This window comes from Streptomyces sp. NPDC021749 (assembly GCF_040640655.1).
In the GTDB taxonomy this organism is placed as follows: domain Bacteria; phylum Actinomycetota; class Actinomycetes; order Streptomycetales; family Streptomycetaceae; genus Streptomyces.
The window spans coordinates 55,538-73,658 of record NZ_JBFACE010000022.1 but is presented as its reverse complement, the minus strand read 5'-3'; the positions used below and the strand labels follow the sequence as shown (position 1 = coordinate 73,658).

General features: G+C 72.7%; 12 protein-coding genes. 4 read left to right on the top strand and 8 right to left on the bottom strand.

Annotation, left to right across the window (positions count from 1 at the left end):
• Positions 1 to 614: 614 nt before the first annotated feature.
• A complete protein-coding gene (locus AB0G35_RS22065) occupies positions 615 to 2,972 on the top strand; it encodes a hypothetical protein (protein ID WP_360951913.1) in 2,358 nt (785 codons plus the stop codon).
• A 409-nt stretch (positions 2,973 to 3,381) separates the two neighbouring features.
• Entirely contained in the window at positions 3,382 to 4,638 is a 1,257-nt protein-coding gene (locus tag AB0G35_RS22060; protein WP_360952054.1) for a hypothetical protein, read from the top strand.
• Between the two features lie 298 nt (positions 4,639 to 4,936).
• Here the strand turns inward: AB0G35_RS22060 and AB0G35_RS22055 are convergent, their stop codons facing one another.
• Positions 4,937 to 5,812 carry an alpha/beta hydrolase gene (locus AB0G35_RS22055; RefSeq protein WP_360952051.1) on the bottom strand — a complete coding sequence of 292 codons (876 nt, stop codon included), beginning with the start codon at positions 5,810 to 5,812 and terminating at the stop codon, positions 4,937 to 4,939.
• Positions 5,813 to 6,804: 992 nt separating this feature from the next.
• A complete protein-coding gene (locus AB0G35_RS22050; protein ID WP_360951910.1) occupies positions 6,805 to 7,497 on the bottom strand; it encodes a metal-dependent transcriptional regulator in 693 nt (230 codons plus the stop codon).
• A gap of 496 nt (positions 7,498 to 7,993) precedes the next feature.
• Between AB0G35_RS22050 and AB0G35_RS22045 the strand changes: the two genes are divergently transcribed.
• On the top strand, positions 7,994 to 8,779 hold the full coding sequence (locus AB0G35_RS22045; RefSeq protein WP_360951907.1) for an SIS domain-containing protein: 786 nt from the start codon (positions 7,994 to 7,996) through the stop codon (positions 8,777 to 8,779).
• A 92-nt stretch (positions 8,780 to 8,871) separates the two neighbouring features.
• On the opposite strand, the gene AB0G35_RS22040 is transcribed toward AB0G35_RS22045, so the two are convergent.
• Both AB0G35_RS22040 and pdxH read right to left on the bottom strand, forming a co-directional pair.
• Positions 8,872 to 10,395 (bottom strand): PAS domain-containing protein, encoded by a 1,524-nt coding sequence (locus AB0G35_RS22040; protein ID WP_360952048.1) that lies wholly within the window; start codon positions 10,393 to 10,395, stop codon positions 8,872 to 8,874.
• Positions 10,396 to 11,100: 705 nt separating this feature from the next.
• Positions 11,101 to 11,760: a pyridoxamine 5'-phosphate oxidase gene (pdxH, locus tag AB0G35_RS22035; protein ID WP_360952045.1), complete on the bottom strand. Its 660-nt coding sequence runs from the start codon at positions 11,758 to 11,760 to the stop codon at positions 11,101 to 11,103.
• Between the two features lie 524 nt (positions 11,761 to 12,284).
• On the opposite strand from pdxH, the gene AB0G35_RS22030 reads away from it, so the two are divergent.
• Positions 12,285 to 13,388, top strand: coding sequence for a citrate synthase 2 (locus tag AB0G35_RS22030; RefSeq protein WP_360951904.1), 1,104 nt, complete (start codon positions 12,285 to 12,287; stop codon positions 13,386 to 13,388).
• A gap of 79 nt (positions 13,389 to 13,467) precedes the next feature.
• Here AB0G35_RS22030 and AB0G35_RS22025 read toward each other — a convergent pair whose 3' ends face one another.
• The 4 genes from AB0G35_RS22025 to AB0G35_RS22010 form a co-directional block, all read right to left on the bottom strand.
• Positions 13,468 to 14,160 carry a TetR/AcrR family transcriptional regulator gene (locus tag AB0G35_RS22025; protein ID WP_360951901.1) on the bottom strand — a complete coding sequence of 231 codons (693 nt, stop codon included), beginning with the start codon at positions 14,158 to 14,160 and terminating at the stop codon, positions 13,468 to 13,470.
• Positions 14,148 to 14,918 (bottom strand): enoyl-CoA hydratase family protein, encoded by a 771-nt coding sequence (locus AB0G35_RS22020; protein WP_360951898.1) that lies wholly within the window; start codon positions 14,916 to 14,918, stop codon positions 14,148 to 14,150. The genes AB0G35_RS22025 and AB0G35_RS22020 overlap by 13 nt, the downstream gene beginning before the upstream one ends.
• A 128-nt stretch (positions 14,919 to 15,046) precedes the next feature.
• Complete coding sequence (locus tag AB0G35_RS22015) at positions 15,047 to 16,237, bottom strand: acyl-CoA dehydrogenase (protein WP_360951895.1); 1,191 nt, start codon at positions 16,235 to 16,237, stop codon at positions 15,047 to 15,049.
• Positions 16,234 to 18,117, bottom strand: a complete 1,884-nt coding sequence (locus AB0G35_RS22010) for a biotin carboxylase N-terminal domain-containing protein (protein WP_360951892.1) — start codon at positions 18,115 to 18,117, stop codon at positions 16,234 to 16,236. Before AB0G35_RS22010 ends, AB0G35_RS22015 begins: the two co-directional genes overlap by 4 nt.
• Between the last annotated feature and the right edge of the window lie 4 nt (positions 18,118 to 18,121).

Genomic DNA, 18,121 nt, shown 5'->3' with positions numbered 1-18,121 from the left:
CTGGCTGACTCGCTTGGTTGGCGCAGCATGGTTGAGGCGCTTGGTCGGCGCAGCCTGGTTGAGGCTCGTTGCCTCGCGCGTATCCCCCCACCCCCGAACCCACCCCCCGCCCCCTCCCCCGAAGGGGGAGAGGGGGAGGGGGCGGGGGAAGCCCACGGCCAGCCCGTCGCCGTCGCCGCCGTGCGCCGCAACCCGCCGTCGCCACAAGCGAGGTCAACCGCCGACGCCCCGCGGACAAGACCAACCCGCCAACGTCGTCACAGGCAAAACCAACCGCCAACACCCCTGCGGTCTGGAGCAACCGCCGTGTTGCCGCTAGCCGCACGCCACGGACCGGCCGTAGGAGGACGGCAGCCCCCGGCTGGCTGACTCCTCCTCGCCTCCCCCCTCAGATCCGGCTCCGCATACGTACGGAAACGCATGGTCGGCGCGGCGAAGAACCCAACACAGCGGGTCCGTCGACAGGAGCACCGGCGACCTCGCCGGTGGAGACGGGGCACGGCGGTCGCGAGGGCGTACCGCGGCAGTCGGGGCTGGTCGTGAGGTTATCCACAGGGCTCAGCGGGCGGCGGGCAGGAGCGGTAGCGTCATGGCATCAACACGAACGAGGGGTGGTGGGGGCGGTGCTGCGCACCGGAGTTGTGCTGGTCATGGGGTGGTTGGCGGTGCTGTTCTGCGCCGGTGGAGTGCAGGCTGCGCCCAGCGGCACCGACGCCCCGACGCAGACCGCGTATCTCGCCGGGCAGTTGCGCAGGAACCCGGTCTTCATCAGCGACCAGATCCCGCGCGCGGTCCCCCGCTCGACCGCGCCGGACTTCGCCAAGGAGGCCCGGCGGCTGGGCGTCCCGACATACGTCATGGTTCTGCCGGACACCCAGTACGGCGCCGAGGCCACTGGTCTGCTCGCCGGGGTCCATGACCGGCTGGGCCGTAAGGGCCTGTATGTGACGCTGAGCCCCACAGGTCTGGCCGCGGTGCAGACGTACGGCGTGAGCCTCCCCGGCGCCGAGGACGCGGGTCGGGCGACGCTGTACGAGCTGCCGTACGACGCCACTCCGCGTGAGGTGTTCCGGCATTTCGTTGACGTGCTGACCTCCGGTCATGCCCACCAGCGCGCCGAGGCGGCACAGGCCAAATACGGCGGCTCGGTGGATGAGTTGCCTCCCCTGCACACCGACCAGACCACCCGCAAGGATCAGAGCTTCGCGACCGGCGTCGCCGTCACCGGCATCCCACTGACGGCCCTGCTGCTCACCCGGTACGCCGTGCGGCGTCGCCGGGTACGGCGCGCTGCGGCGGCGGGCAGCCCGGTAAGCGCGGCGAAAGCGGCGGGCGGTCGGAAGCCGACGACGCGTAAGGAGAAGGGCGTCGAGGGGCCGGACGGGCGGCGTGTGGGAGTGCTGCCGCTGGTGATGGGGGCTGTGGCACTGGGCGGGCTGATCGCGTTCACCGCCTCGCAGGTTTTCGACGACACCACCACTGGGGACGGTTCGCGTCCCACCGCCGCCGATATGCGGGCGAGGATCGACCGGGTGGCCGGGGGACTGCGTCGCGACCCGTTGTACGTCGACCCCGAGAGCCGCCCCCCGCTGGACGCCGCCGAGCGCGCCCGTCTGCGCGCGAAACTGCGGACGCTGCGCATCCCAGTAGTGATCGCCGCCGTACCCAGCAGTCCGGACGACGAGTCCGACGGCAGCAAGGAACTGCTGGTCAAGACGCTGCACGACCGGTTGCACCGCAATGTCCTGATCGTGCTGGCCGACCCCTCGGCGGGCGGAATCGAAGTCGTCAACTACGGCACGCGCGTGGACCCGACGTATCTGACGAACCGGCCGCGCAATCTGGAGTACCCCGAGTCCGCCGACCCGGAGCTCGGCCGTCGTCTCGATCAGTTGCTGACGTACCTCGGCAAGGCCCCGACCACCAAGTCGGGCACCGCCACGTCGGACACCATGCCCTACGAACCGCCGCCCGCGGCCGATCCGGTCGAGGAACAGGCGCTGCCCGGTCTGTTCACCGGGGACTTCCGTCCCGGCCTGGTGCTCGGCATCTTCGCCGCGCTCCTGGTCACGGGGGTGGTGGCGGCCGGTTGCGGAACGATACGTGTGATCGTGCGGGCCCGGCGTCGACGCTACGGGTCGGACGGCGTCTCCGCTGCCGCCGCCCACGGCCCACAGGCTCCGGAGCGGCCTTCGTTGGCGTGGCTGCGGCGGACCGCCCGTCAGGAGCTCGACGCCCTCACCGCAGCGCTGGAACGGACCACCACACTGGAACCGACGTGCATCCCTGAACCGACGTCAGTCCCGGAACCGACATCAGTCCCGAGTCCAACGTCCACGCCGGAACCGACGGCAGCGCCGAACCCGATGGCTGCGCTGCCCGAGGAGACCCAGCGTCGGGCGTGGGAGTGCCTGGATGCAGCCGCGTTGCTGGTCGACGGTGACAGCGACGGCCGGATCGACGCCGATGCCACCCCGGCCGCCCTCGCCTGCGCCATCGTGCTGGCCCGCGCGGGCCGCACCATGATCGACAAGCCCTCCGAGCCGTCCGCGGCCCGCCACGTCTGCCACCGCAACCCGCTGCACGGCGCCGCCCGTAAGCGCACCGAGACACGACAGATCCGCCCGGGTGTCGCCACCACCGGCACCACCACCAACGGCATCACCACCAGCGGCACCACTGGAGGCACCGCCGACGCGGCCGGCTCTCGCGGCACCCGCGGTCCTGCCGGCGCTCGCGGCACTGCCCGCAGGACCCGCGCGGGCACCACGGGGCGGGGGCGGTCGCTGCCGGTGTGCGACGGGTGCCGGGTGACGCCTGGTGCCGTACTGCGGCTGCGTTCCCAGGAGAGCACCGGGCGCGGAGCGTACGTCCCGTATGCCACCCTCCCCAAGCCGCTGGCCATGCTCGCCGACGGTGCCGAAATAGATCAACTCACCCGCGATGTACGGGAGTACTTCGGTGTGCACTGACCCTGGCGACCCCACCGGCGCGACACAACGAGAGGACCAGACCTCCCTACGACGCGCCCGCCTCGCGCAACAGCGCGACGGAATCGCTCAACGACGTGACCGCACCGGTCGACAACCAGACCAGGTCGGCAAGCGACGGGCTGCGATCAGCCCGCCCGGCACCACCTTGGCCGCACGGACCGGCACCGCCCCAGCCACACGGCCCGGCACCGCCCCAGCCGCGCGGACCGGCTCCACCCTGGCCGGGCGGCCAGGCACCCCGGCCGCCGGGCCAAGGCCCCGTGCCGCCCGTCGGCTGTGGCCCGCGCGCTCGCTCGCGCTTGCCCTCGGGATAGCAGCCGCCACCCTCCTGTACGGTTCAGCCGCGCCCGCCACGGCCGCACCCGCCATGTCCGTGCCCGCCTTGTCCGTGCCCGCTGGCGCCGCCGGGCGGGTGGAGCCGGCCAGCGCTGGCCTTGCCGGCCACGGCACGGCCAGCCCGGGGAAGAAGATCGCTGAGGCGCTGCGGGGTTCGCCCGTCTACGTGGATCCCTCGCTGGCGACGGCCGTTGATGCGGCGCAGAAGCGGGAGCTGGTCGCGCAGATCAAGGAGACCAAGCTGCCGATTCGTGTCGTGCTGGTGCCCCTGGTCGAGGGTGACAGCTGGGGCGGTAAGCCCGAGCAGCTCGCCGAGGTGGTGCACGACCGGATGGGCAGCGGCCCGTCCATCCTCATCACGCTCGGGGACCTGCCCGACGACATCGCCGCCCGCGAGTGGCCCGCGGGCGCCCATCAGGCGATGCACGCCGCCTCGGCGGTCTTCTTCCAGGACGACATGAAGGGCGCGGGGCTCGCCAAGCGCGTGGCCCGGGCGATCAGCATCATCAAAGCGGGCAACGGCGACAAGGTGTACGAGAAGGCCACGGCCAGCCTCGGCACACCGAAGCCCACGTCGTCGGACGGAGCCGAGGGGACGACGGGCAAGGATGCCGCCTCCCGTACGGGGAGCGGTGGGTCTCCGCTCGTCCGGTTGCTGAGTCTGGTCGTCGGGCCGGTACTGCTGGTGGCCGCCGCGGGGATGCTGTTGCGCCGGCGTTCGCGGCTACGTGATCTCACCACGCCGTTCGCGCTGCCGCGGTCGGTCTTCGCCGCTGCCCGGCAGGCGGACGAGGCCGGGCTGCGTGACCGGGCCACCGAGGAGGTGGTGCGCCTGGGAGAGGAGGCACGCGCCGCGCAGGGCGATCCAACGGCCGTCGAGCGGGCCCTCGATGCGTACGCGGCGGCCGGTACGGTCCTGGACCAGGCGCACGGAGTCGTCGATCTGGCCGGGGTGTTCGCGCTGGTCGCCGAGGGACGGGCAGCACTGTCCAAGGCCCCGCTTCCCCTCCCGCTGTGTTTCTTCCACCCGCTGCACGGGCCTGCCGTGCGCCGCATACCCTGGCGGCCGCTGGGCCGTCGTGAGCAACTGCGGGTGGCCGCCTGCGAGACCTGCCTGCGTGCGGTACGTACCCGGCGCGCGCCGGAAGTGCTCACGGACCGGCGGGACGGCCGGCCGGTCCCGTACTTCGAGATACCCGCTGAGGACAGTGTCTGGGCGGCCACCGGGTACGGCTCACTGCTGGGCGGCGACGGTGACTCGCTCGCGAGGCGGGTCCAGCGCGGCGACTTCACCCGCACGCTGGGCTGACCGAACCACGGTCAGCAACGCCGTACACAGCACTCGACCAGCCATGCCCGTCCGTCCGTCCGTCTGCCCGTCCGTCTGTCCGTCCGTCCGTCCGCCCGTCTGTCTGTCCGTCCGTCCGTCTGCCTTTCTGTCCGTCCCTCCCCGTGCCTCGCCACGACGACCAACCACCGCTGCCACCGCTGCCACCGCTGATGCACCTACCCCCGCTGAGGCACCTGCTCCCGCTGCCGTCGCTGCCACCGCTCACGCAACTGCTCCCACTGCTGCCGCGTCGGTGTTTCTCGTGGCCGATGCCCGCTCAGGCCGGCGACGTCGCCGCGTGCAGGAAGGGTTCGATGGCGGCGCACCAGTCGTCGGGTTGTTCCCAGGGGAGGAGGTGGCCGGCGTCGGGGATTTCGGCGTAGGCGCCGCGTGGGAGGACGCGGACCATCTCCTGGGCCTCCGCGCGGCCGAGTTCGGCGTCCAGGCCGCGGACAACGAGGGCGGGGCAGGTCACCTGGGCGAGCTCTTCCCAGTGGGCGTCATGGACCCAGGTCTCGCGGGCGGTGAGCATCTGGCGACGGGAGAACACCGGGCGCCAGCCGTCGGCCCGCTCGGCCATCACCTCGGCGAAGAACTCACCACGAACCGGCCGCGGCCGCTCCAGCGTCGGGTCGTCCTCGCCGAACCACTTGCGGACGTCCGCGAGCGTGGCGAACGGCATCGGCCATGAGCGGAACCACTCGGTCCATTCGCGCTGTGAGGCCGCACCCAGCGCGGAGGCACGCATATCGCAGATCACCAGCGCACTGACGAGATCCGGGCGCCTGGCCGCTAACTGCCACGCCGTCAGCGCACCCATGGCATGCCCGACCAGGGCGACCGGGGCCAGGTCGAGCTGCTCGATGGCAGCGATGGCGTCCTGGACGTACGCCTCGCGGTCGTACGGTCCGTCAGCCGGCTTGTCGCTGCGGCCGTGGCCCCGCTGGTCCAGGGCGACCGGGCGGTGTCGGGCGCTCAGCCGGCGGGCGGTGGCCGCCCAGTGTGAGGCGCGGCCCATCAAGCCATGGAGCAGCAGCACGCCGGGCCGCTGTTCGCCTCCCTCCAGCCCGCCGTCGATCTTGGGCGGGTCGGTGAATTCCCAGGCGGCGAGTCGTACGCCGCCGGCCCCTGTCACATCGATGCGCCGCACCATGTGCTCTGGCACCCCCAATCGTCCCTTGAGCAGCTCCACACTATCGAACCCCTATTCGAACGCGCCGTTCCGGCGCTCAATACCCCTCGTTCGAGTGACCTCTCTCAAGGATTGGCCGCGCTCGCCACGGGGAGACATCTGCCGGGAGGCGGGCCCTACCGGGAAGGGGGCCCGTGGGGGAAGACCCTGAGAGCTCGGGGCTCCGGGTCTTGGGTGGGGGACATGGGGAGGCAGGGCCCCGGCTGCTCGCAGCGCCGGGGCCCTGACCGTCCCGCACTCAGTGGATGCATCCGAGTCCCCTCCCCGGCCAGGACAGGCCCTCGCAGGGGCCATGCGTCAGCGTGACACGCAACCGGCCGTACCGCACGGATTCGCACAAGCCCGTTCAACGAGCAATCACTTGACGAGCCCACCGAACGGCGCGTCAACGCAGCTCAGCAGGTTCGTGAGGGAAGACGACGGCGGGGAACGGGCCGAAGAATCAGGGAGATTGCGGAGCTCGGCGAGTCGGGGAGGTCAGAGAGAGCGAGGAGATCGGGGAGTTCGAGGGGATCGGGGAGATCAGGGAGATCGGGGAGTCGGAGGGGCAGGGAGGTCGGGGAGGAGGACCTCGGGGGGGGAGGAACTTAGGGGGAATGGCGCGCGAGCGGCGCGCCCGGCACGCAGTACCCCGGCCCGGAAGCGAACAGCGAACAGCGAACCCTTGGGGGGGTCGGCGGGCGCGCCCCTCGGTGACCCGGCCCGCCCAGTCACCCCGTCAATGCCGCCCGCCAACTCAGCCCGCCGAACCGGACCGCTGAACGGACGCCCGGGCAGCCGGCCAAACCATCCGCTGACAGCCGCCGGCCGGGCCAGCGCAGACAGTCGACCGGCAGCCCGACGAATCGGTGTCAGCGCAGCGACGCCAGTGCAACGGCGTCAGCGCAGCACGCGGTGTCAGCGCAGCGGTGTACGTGCAACGGCATCAGCGCGGCGGCGTCAGCGCGGCGATGTCAGCGCTTGGCGACGAAGACGTGGGAGGCGATGTCGGAGGCCAGTTCGGCGGCCTCGCCGCTGCTGCCGACCAGCACGCCGGCCGGCGACTCCGTCACGCTCACCACCGCGCCCGGCTGCACTCCCGCGCGCCGGAGCGTGTACATCAGCTGGGCGTCCGCCTGGATCGGCTCGCCGATCCGGCGCACCACGGCCGTCTTGCCGTCCGCCCCGGCATCCAGGTCCATCAGGCTCACCATGCCCGCGTCCAGGAACGGGTCGGCCTCGGCCTTCTCGCCCAGCTCCTCCAGGCCCGGGATGGGGTTGCCGTACGGCGACTCCGTCGGGTGCCGCAGCAGCTCCACGACGCGGCGCTCGACCGCCTCGCTCATCACGTGCTCCCAGCGGCACGCCTCGGCGTGCACCTGCTCCCATTCGAGCCCGATGACGTCGACGAGCAGGCACTCGGCGAGGCGGTGCTTACGCATCACCCGCGTCGCCAGCCGCCGGCCCTCCTCCGTCAGCTCCAGGTGACGGTCACCGGCGACCGTCAGCAGCCCGTCGCGCTCCATGCGGGCGACCGTCTGGCTCACCGTCGGGCCGCTCTGTTCGAGCCGCTCCGCGATGCGGGCGCGCATGGGCACCACACCTTCCTCCTCCAGTTCGAGGATGGTGCGGAGATACATCTCCGTGGTGTCGATAAGTCCGGACATGCGTGCCCCTCGATGTGTGGTGCGGTGGCCCTGGACTCAATTCTGACGCATCCCACTGACATCGGTGCCTCCTCGTCCGTCCACCGGACCCCGACGGTGGTATGGCACGGCCGTATTGACAGGGCGCTGGTCCAGACCGCAACGTGATCCGCGCCACTGATCGCGAGTGGCGGCGACAGCGGGTCGGGGTGCGCCGGTCGGCCCGGATGGTGGTGTGCGCTGGGTCGGCCCGGATGGTGGTGTGCGGGTGCCCGTAGCCCTGCGCTCACCAGCACAGGCCGGGACACGTCGGCGCAGGTCGGCGCAGGTCGGCGCAGGTCGGCGCAGGTCGGCGCAGGTCGGCATAGACCGGTACAGCACCCCACCGCGCCGGAGCTCGTACCGCACCGCCCCGCACCGCAGCGCCCCCAACGCGCAACCCCGCACCACACCGCAACGCACCGAGCGCACGAGAACGCACACGCACGAGACCCCCAGGAGAGGGAGGCCCGCGGCCATGGCTGACAGCGACCGCAGTGACCGTAGTGACCGTAGTGACCGGCTGGCCGGGACGTACTTCGACGCCGCGATCGATCTGCTGCGGCAGGTCCGCGACGAGGAGGGCGAGCGGATCACCGCGGCGGGGCAGCTGATCGCGGACACCGTCGTGACGGGCGGCCGGGTCTTCTCCTTCGGCGCCGGGCACTCCTCGCTGCCCGCCCAGGACACGGTCTACCGCGCAGGCGGCCTCGCGATCATGAATCTGCTGTCCGTCCCCGGCGTCGTCGGCGTGGACGTACGGCCGGCGACGCTCGGCAGTGCCCTGGAGCGCGTCGACGGACTGGCGGCGGCCGTATTGGACACCAGCCCATTGGAGGCCGGTGACGTGCTGGTGATCATCTCGCTCTCCGGGCGCAACGCGCTCCCCGTGGAAATGGCGATGAACGCCCGGGCCCTCGGCATCAAGGTCATCGGCGTGACCTCGGTGGCGTACGCGGAGGCCACCAAGTCCCGGCATGCGTCGGGCACCTTCCTCAAGGACCACTGCGACCTCGTCCTGGACAGCCGGATCCCGGTCGGCGACGCGGAGCTGACGCTGCCGGGCATCGACGCGCCGTTCGCTCCGGCCTCGACGGTCGTCACCAGCGCGATCATGCAGGCCGTGGTGGCGACCGCGGCGGGCACGCTCGCCGAGCGCGGCATCGACCCGCCGTTGTTGCGCTCCGGGAACGTCGACGGCGGGCACGACTGGAACGCCCGGGTGATGGCCGACTACGCGGACCGGATCTTCTACCGGACCTGAACGGGGCTTGCGCCGAAAACGGGCTTGAGCAGGCCGGATGCCGAGCCTCGAACCGTTCTGCAGGACGACGCGCCCGCGAGGTCTCGGACCGTTCAGCAGGACGACGCGCCCGCGAGGTCCAGGGCCGCGGCGATCCGGGCCGCCACCTCCTCCGCGTACTCGGCGTCCGCGCGGTCGAAGGGGCGGCGTGCGGGCGACCGCAGGAACGTCAGCACGCCGAGCGTGCGGCCGCGGCTGCGCAGCACCACGCACAGGCCGTGCACGGTGCCGTCCGGCCAGTGGCGGGCCGCCGCCCAGCTCTCGGGCGCGGCGGCGCCGGCGCTCGTACGGACCGAGCCGCGCCGCTCGTACGCCTGGAGCGCCGGGTGGCCGGGGACGTAGGGCACGGGGATGCCGGTCGCGGTGAGTGCCACGCAGGGGCCGGGGGAACCAGCAGGGGAGGCCAGGGTCCGCACCAGGCCGCGCGGCGCCCCGGCCCGCACCTCCCCGCCGAGTTCCGTGTCATGGCTTTCGCGCGCACCCCCGCTCCCACGCGCACCCTCGCTCCCGTGCGTGTCATCGCTCTCGCCCGCGCCGTGCCCCGCACACGAATCGGCAATCCCGTCGCCCCCGTCGGTCCCGACCGTCCCGTCGCCCCCGTCGCCCCTATCCGTCTCGTCGATGCCGTCGATCTCGTCGATCTCGTACGTGTCGTCCGCGAGGACCGTCCCGTACGGGGCCGGGGCGGGCCTCGTGGCGAGGTCGACCAGGCCGTGGTCGGCGAAGCCCGCCAGGGCGAAGTCGAGGTGGACCGTGGCCGCCTCGGACGGGTCCGGGCACTCCGCGGCCGCCCGGCCGGCACGGTGCAGCTGGTGGGCCCGGAAACGCAGCAGGGAGCTGTCCTGCTCGGCGCGCTTGGCGTCGGTGACGTCCTGGAAGAGCCAGGCGACGCCGAGCGGTACCGGTTCCTCCGCCAGCGGGGAGGCCAGCCGGACGAAACCGCTGCGCCAGCAGCGGCGCGGATGCTCGGCGTCCTCGGAACGCAGGGTGACCCAGAATTCGGCGACGGCCGGCGGGGCGCCCTCCCCCAGGACGTGCTGCAGCGCGCACTCCAGCTCCTCGACGCCCTGGTCCAGCAGCTCGCCCAGCGGCCGGCCCAGCAGGGTGGTCCGGCCCACGCCGAGGGTGCGGGCGGCGTGGGCGTTGACGACCGCGGGCCGTAGATCGGCGTCGACCAGCACCACGCCCCATGACGCGTCCTCGAAGAGCGCCTCGCTGAGCGCGATGGAACGTTCCAGGTCGATCTGGGTGTGCACCTCGCTGAAGGCGCAGTACGCGCCCGCGACCCGGCCGCCCGGGCTCCGTACCGCCGAGCACTGGGTGCGGACCAGCACCCGGCGGCCGTCCTTGGTCAGCAGGGCGAATTCGTGCACCTGGCGGCCCGGTGAGCGCATCGCGGCAGTGAGGGCGGCCTCGATGCCCTGCGCGTCCTCCTTGCGGACCGCCCAGCCGGCCAGTCCCGTACGGCCGACCGCCTCGGCGGTGGTCCAGCCCAGGATGCGCTCGGCCTCGTGGTTCCAGTGGGTGACCGTACGGTCGGCCGTGAAAGCGATGAGCGCGGCGTCCATGCCGTCCAGGAGGGCGGCGAGGAGTCCGGAGTCGTCGGACTCCTCGGTGGCGCGGCGCGCCGGGACCGACGCACCGGACGAAAGACCGGAAGAAGCCGACGAAGCAGTCACTGGCACCCCTCACGAACCGGCTGCACGTGCCTCACCTGGGCACATTCAACTGGAAGGTGACCTGCAACACGCCCGTTTCCCGGAAATCGTTGTTCCCGGAAAAAACCCGTTGTGCGACGCGGACCGGCTTCCTAATGTGTGGAGCACACGAGAAGGGAGGTGGTTCGGCAGATGATTTCGCACCGGACGCGTGAGGTGGCTGCGGGCTAGCGGCCCGACGCTTCACCGAAGTGCAGCGCCGGACCAGCGCATACTGCAGATGCGCAGCCGGCCAATCCCAAGCAGTCACCCGACCCGCGGGCTGCCGGTTCGTCCGACCGGCCCTCTGCGCCACCGAGCGCGGAGGAAGCAGCCCGCGGGTCGTCTGCGTTTGCGGTCCGCCCGGTCCCGGTACGCGAGGCTCCCCGGTCCCGGTACGGGAGGTTCCTCGGCCCCCGTACGGGAGGTTCCTCGGCCCCGGTACGGAAGGCTCCCCGGCCCCGGTACGGAAGGCTCCCCGGCCCCGGCGACGCCCACCGGCCGACGCCCACGGCCGCCGACCGCCAGCCGCCGGGCCCCCTCCAGACGGCATCAGGGCGGCACCAGGGCGGTATCAGCGCGGCATCAGGGCGACAGGCGCTCCACCCGCCAGGTGATGTCGGCTGCCCCGGTTCCCGTCCCCGCGTCGGCCGCCTTCTCGCGTACGTAGCGGAGCCGGTCGTGCAGCCGGTTGTGCCGGCCCTGCCAGAACTCGACCGTTTCGGCGGCGACCCGGTAGCCGCCCCAGTGCGGCGGCGCGGGGACCTGCTCGCCCTCGGGGTAGCGGGCCGCCAATTCCTGGTAGGCCTGCTCCAGTTCGGCGCGCGAGGCGACCGGGGCGGACTGGTCGCTGGCCCAGGCGCCCAGCTGGGAGCCGTGCGGGCGGGTGCGGAAGTAGGCGGCGGTCTCGTCCCGGCCGATGCGCTCGGCGGTACCGGTCACCACGACCTGGCGGGCCAGCGGGTGCCAGGGGAACAGCAGGGAAACATAGGGGTTTTCGGCGAGTTCGCGGCCTTTGCGGCTGTGGTAGTTCGTGAAGAAGACGAAACCGCGGTCGTCGAAGCCCTTGAGGAGCACGGTCCGTGAGCTCGGCCGGCCCGCGGCGTCCGCGGTCGAGACGACCATGGCGTTGGGCTCGTGCAGACGGGCCACGGTCGCGTCCGTGAACCAGCGCGCGAACTGGTCGTACGGGCTGGCGGCGAGGTCGGACTCGGCGAGCCCCTCGGCGCGGTAGTGCGCCCGCATGGAGGAGGGATCGGGGATCTCGTGATGCGCGTCGGCTGGGTGCACGGCCTCATCTTGCAACATCCCCCGCGACGCGGTCAGCTGGGAGGGGCGGAAGTCTGCCCCCCGTCGACCTGCCGTAACCCTCCCGTCGGCAAATCGCCCAGTGTGCCGGATCTCACGCTTCCCCGCAGGTGGGGGACCCGCCAAAATCATGGCCCGGCCCACTGTGGCCCCCGGACAGGGGGAGCTATCGTGTTCCGTCCGGACTGACGGGACGCAATCACACCTGACGGGACGCACCACACCTGACGGGACGCACCACGCCTCCGTACCGCACGACACCGCGTCCGCCGGCCCGCGGCCCGACCCACCGCGGGCAGCACCTCGCGTGACCCATGCCCTGGCGGGGCATCACCCGGGTGACCGGAACGGACCGCGAGCTGCCCGGCGCAGCCGCGTAACCGCTCCGGCACCGCACCAGAACCGACCGTACGGCAGCCGGTCACGGACCGGATGCCGTCCCCATTTTGAGGAGCCGCCTGATGTCCGACTTCGTACCCGGACTCGAAGGAGTTGTCGCGTTCGAGACGGAGATCGCCGAACCGGATAAGGAAGGCGGCGCGCTCCGTTACCGCGGGGTCGACATCGAGGACCTCGTGGGACACGTGTCGTTCGAGAACGTCTGGGGACTGCTGGTCGACGGCGCGTTCAGCCCCGGTCTGCCGCCCGCCGAGCCGTTCCCCATCCCGGTGCACTCCGGTGACATCCGGGTGGACGTGCAGTCCGCGCTGGCGATGCTCGCGCCCGTCTGGGGCCTGAAACCGCTGTTGGACATCGACGAGGCGACCGCCCGCGACAACCTCGCCCGGGCCGCGGTCATGGCGCTGTCGTACGTCGCCCAGTCGGCGCGCGGGCAGGGCCTGCCGATGGTGCCGCAGAAGGAGATCGACAAGGCCGAGACGGTCGTGGAGCGCTTCATGAAGCGCTGGCGCGGCGAGCCCGACCCCAAGCACGTCAAGGCCGTCGACGCGTACTGGACCTCGGCCGCCGAGCACGGCATGAACGCCTCCACGTTCACCGCCCGGGTCATCGCCTCGACCGGCGCGGACGTCGCGGCGGCGCTGTCCGGGGCGGTCGGCGCGATGTCCGGCCCGCTGCACGGCGGCGCCCCGTCCCGGGTCCTCGGCATGATCGAGGAGATCGAGCGGACCGGTGACGCCGGGGCCTACGTCCGGCAGGCGCTGGACAACGGCGAGCGGCTGATGGGCTTCGGCCACCGCGTCTACCGCGCGGAGGACCCGCGGGCGCGGGTGCTGCGCCGCACCGCGAAGGAACTGGCCGCCCCCCGCTTCGAGGTCGCCGAGGCGCTGGAGAAGGCGGCGCTGGAGGAGCTGCACAACCGGCGCCCGGACCGGGTGCTGGCCACCAACGTCGAGTTCTGGGCGGCGATCGTCCTGGACTTCGCGGAGGTCCCGGCGCACATGTTCACGTCGATGTTCACCTGCGCCCGTACGGCGGGGTGGAGCGCGCACATCCTGGAGCAGAAGCGGACGGGCCGACTGGTCCGGCCGTCGGCCCGGTATGTGGGACCCGGTTCTCGGAGCCCGCAGGACATCGTCGGCTACAAGGACATCGCGGGGCGCTGAGCCCCACGGACCTGTCTGCGGCGCCGCCCAGCGCGCAACGGCGAGGAACCCCGCGGCGCGGCGGCCGGCGACGGGGGGTTCAAGCCTGCGGATGCAGGAGGTCGTCGATGGTCTTCGACCACTGCTCCACCACCCGCTCGCGGCGGGCCGAGTCGTCCGTCAGGAGGTTGGCGAGGCCCAGCCCCCGCGCCATGTCGAGCAGTCCCTGCACGGTCTCCCGTACGCCGGGCAGGGACTCGTCGGCGTCCAGCAGCGCCACCGCCGTACGGTGGGCGTCGCGGCCGACACGGGCCTCCAGGGCGGTGACCCGCTCGCGGAGCTGATCCTCGTCGGTGGCGGCCACCCACAGGTGGAGCGCGGCCCGGAACAGCGGTCCGGTGTAGAGGCCGACGAGTTCACCGACGATGATCCGGGTACGGGCGATGGACCCGGCGGGCGGCAGGTTGCGGGCGACCGCCTTCAGCGCACCCTGGCGTTTCTCCGCGACGTGCTCGACGGCCGCGGTGAACAGGTCCTCGCGGGTGCGGAAGTGGTGCTGGGCGGCGCCCCGGGAGACGCCCGCGCGCTCGGCGACCACCGAGACGGTGCTGCCGCTCCAGCCACGCTCGGCCAAGCAGGCGACGGCGGCTTCCAGCAGCGCGAGCCGGGTGGCGCGGCTGCGTTCCTGCTGCGGCTCCTTGCCGGTCTGCGGCCGGGCACCCGTCCGCGGCCGGCCGCCGGCCCCCGGCTCCTTGCCGGTGCGGCCGTCGCGGGCCGGGGTCAGCGCGCCCATGCCGGCGCCCGTCGTTCCAGGAAGGCGGTCATGCCCTCGCGGGCCTCGGCGGAGCCGAAGAGCCGCGCGGACTCCTCCGCCAGCGCGTCCGTGTCGCGGTCGAAGGCGGCCAGCACCTCCGCGGTGACCAGCCTCTTCGAGGCCGCGAGCCCCTGGGGGGAGCCCTTGCGCAAGCCCTCCAGTACGGGGGCCAGACCGGCGTCGACGTCGTCGGCCGCGAGCGTGACCAGCCCGATCCTGGCGGCCTCCGCCGGGCCGAACTTCTCGCCCGTCAGGTAGTAACGCCCCGCGGCCCGCGCCTCGATGCGTGGCAGCAGCGGCAGGGAGATGACGGCCGGGGCGAGCCCCAGCCGGGCCTCGGTGAAGGCGAAGGTGGCCGCCGGGCCCGCCACCGCGATGTCGCACGCGCCGAGCAGCCCGAGGCCGCCGGCGCGGACGTGGCCGGTGACCCGGGCGACGACCGGCCGCGGCAGCGCCACGATCGCCCGCAGCAGCCGGGCCAGCTCCAGCGGCCCGTCCTTCGCCGCACCGGACGTCGCCTCGGACAGGTCCGCGCCGGCGCAGAACGTCGTGCCCGTATGGGTCAGCACGACCGCCCGGGTGCCGTCGTCGGCCGCGGCCTCCCCGAGCGCCTGGTGCAGTTCGGCCACCAGCCGGGTGGAGAGTGCGTTGCGGTTGTGCGGCGAGTCCAGCGTGAGGGTGGTGATGCCGCGCTCGTGGGAGCGCGTCACCAGTGGTGTCGCGGATGCGTCGGTCATCGGCGGTCGAACTCCTTTCCCTGGCGGGCGCCTGCACGCCCGCGGCGTGCACGCCGCAGGATCTCTCCGGGCCGTGCGGTGGGGGCGGCGCCACTGTGGCCCGCCCGCCCGCACAGGATCATCGCCCCTCAGTACGACTTGGGCAGCCCCAGGGTCTGGTGCGAGACGAAGTTGAGGATCATCTCGCGGCTGACCGGCGCGATCCGGGCGACCCGGGAGGCGGTGATCAGCGAGGCCAGGCCGTACTCCTGGGTGAGGCCGTTGCCGCCGAGGGTGTGCACGGCCTGGTCGACGGCCCTCACACAGGCCTCCCCCGCCGCGTACTTGGCCATGTTCGCGGCCTCACCGGCGGCCAGGTCGTCCCCGGCGTCGTAGAGGTGCGCGGCCTTCTGCATCATCAACCGGGCCAGTTCGATTTCGATGTGGGCCTGGGCGAGCGGATGGGCGACGGCCTGGTGGGCGCCGATCGGCTCCTTCCACACCTGGCGGGTGCGGGCGTAGTCGACGGCCCGGTCGAGGGCGTAGCGGCCCATGCCGAGGGCGAACGCGGCGGTCATGATGCGTTCGGGGTTGAGTCCGGCGAAGAGCTGGAGGAGCCCGGCGTCCTCTCCCCCACTGCCGACAGCGTCGGAGGGGCCCCCGCCGACGAGGGCGTCGGCCGGGAGGCGCACGTCGTCCAGCGTGAGCTCGAACTGCTTCTCCGCGGCGGACAGTTCCATCCTGATGTGGCGGCGGCCGAAGCCCGGGGTGTCGCGCGGGACGATGAACAGGCAGGGCTTGAGGCGGCCGCTGCGCGCGTCCTCCGTGCGGCCGACGACGAGGGTGGCGTCGGCGATGTCCACGCCGGAGATGAACACCTTGCGGCCGTTGAGTATCCAGTCCGCGCCGTCCCTGCGGGCGGTGGTGGTGATCCGGTGCGAGTTGGAGCCGGCGTCGGGCTCGGTGATGCCGAACGCCATGGTGCGGCTGCCGTCGGCCAGGCCGGGCAGCCAGGCCCGCTTCTGCGCCTCGGTGCCGAAGCGGGCGATCACGGTGCCGCAGATCGCGGGCGAGACGACCATCATCAGGAGCGGGGAGCCGGCCGCCCCCAACTCCTCAAGGACGATGGAGAGTTCGGAGATTCCGCCGCCTCCGCCGCCGTACTCCTCCGGGAGGTTCACGCCGAGGTAGCCGAGCTTGGCCGCCTCGCTCCACAGCTCCTCGGGGTGCCCGCCGGCGCCGACGACGCGGGTCAGGTAGTCGCGGCCGTAGCGCTTGCCGAGGGCCGCGACGGCGGCGCGCAGGGCCTGGTGCTCTTCGGTTTCGAGGACGGTGCTCATGCAGGCGTTCCCTCCTGTACGACGTCTGCGGTGGCTGCGACGTCTACGACGGCCAGCAGCGCGCCGACCTCGACCTGACGGCCGACGGCGGCGTGCAGGGCGGTGAGCGTTCCGGCGGCGGGAGACGAGATGCGGTGCTCCATCTTCATGGCCTCCAGCCAGATCAGGGGCTGTCCGGCCGTGACGGCGGCGCCCTCGGCGAGGCCTTCGGCGACACGGACGACGGTGCCGGGCATGGGCGCGAGCAGCGAACCGGGGGCGCGCTGCTCACGGGGGTCGGTGAACCGGGGCAGGGCGGTGAGCGCGAGGTCGTTGACGTACACCCGGTCGCCGTACGCGGTGATGCGGAACGTCCTTTGGACTCCGTCCACTTCGAGCACGACGCGGTGCGGTGCGGCGTGGACGACGCGCACTCCGTCGGCTGCGAGTCCGTCGCGGGTGTGGCGGTAGCGGACCTCGTGCTCGGTGCCGTACGGCTCGGTCCGGTAGCGCTTGGTCTGGGGCTGTGCGGGGACGTTGCGGAAGCCGCCGAAGCGATGGCCCTGCGCTGCCGAGGCCAGTGCGGCGGCGAGCGGCGCGTACCGGTCCTCGTCGGGGGTCGTCAGCTCGGCGAGGTGCCGCTCGTAGAAGCCGGTGTCCATGCGTCCGCCGGTGAACTCGGGGTGCCGCAGGGACCGTACGAGCAGGTCGCGGTTGGTGACCGGGCCGTGCACCTCGGCCCGTTCCAGGGCCCCGGCGAGCGCGCGGACGGCGGCGGCGCGGGTGGGCGCGTGCGTGACGACCTTGGCGAGCATCGCGTCGTAGTGCACGCCGATGGTGTCGCCGTCGGTGTAGCCGGTGTCGAGGCGGACCGAGTCCGGTACGGCGAGCCGGTGCAGGGTGCCGGTCTGCGGGGCGAAGGAGGCGGCCGGGTCCTCGGCGTACAGGCGGGCCTCGACGGCGTGCCCGCGCGGCGTAGGGGGTGTGGCGTCCAGGGCCTCGCCCTCGGCGATCCGCAGCTGCCACGCGACGAGGTCGAGGCCGTACACCGCCTCGGTGACGGGGTGTTCGACCTGGAGGCGGGTGTTCATCTCCAAAAAGTGGGCGGTGCCGTCGGCGACGAGGAACTCGACGGTGCCGGCGCCGGCATAGCCGGTGGCCCGCACGGCGCGCTCCGCCATCTCGTACAGGGCATCGCGCACCTCGGGTGCGAGACCGGGCGCGGGCGCCTCCTCGATCACCTTCTGGTGCCGCCGCTGCAGCGAGCAGTCGCGGGTGCCGAGGACCCACACCCTCCCGTGCGTGTCGGCGAGCACCTGTACTTCCACGTGCCGCCCGCCCTCGACGTACGGCTCGACGAACACCTCCCCGTCCCCGAAGGCGGACCGTGCCTCGGCCCGCGCGGCCGCCAACGCGCCCTCCAGGTCGGCGAGCCGGTGCACGACGCGCATGCCGCGCCCGCCACCACCGGCGGCGGCCTTCACGAGGACCGGCAGGTCACCGGCGCCGACGTCGGTCAGCGGCGCGATGCCCATCAGCTCCTTGGCGCGCGTCTTGGACGCCATCGCTTCGATCGCCTCGGGCGGCGGTCCGATCCAGACCAGCCCGGCGTCGGTGACCGCGCGCGCGAAGTCGGGGTTCTCGGACAGGAACCCGTACCCCGGGTGCACGGCGTCGGCACCCGCGTCGAGGGCGGCCTTCACGACGAGGTCGGCGCGGAGGTAGGTATCGGCGGGGGCGGCCCCCGGAAGACGTACGGCGAGATCGGCCTCGCGTACGTGCAGGGCCTCGGCGTCCGGGTCGGAGTGCACGGCGACGGTCCGTATGCCCAGGTCGCGGCAGGTACGGAAGACGCGGCAGGCGATCTCGCCGCGGTTGGCGACAAGTACAGAGCTGATCACGGTC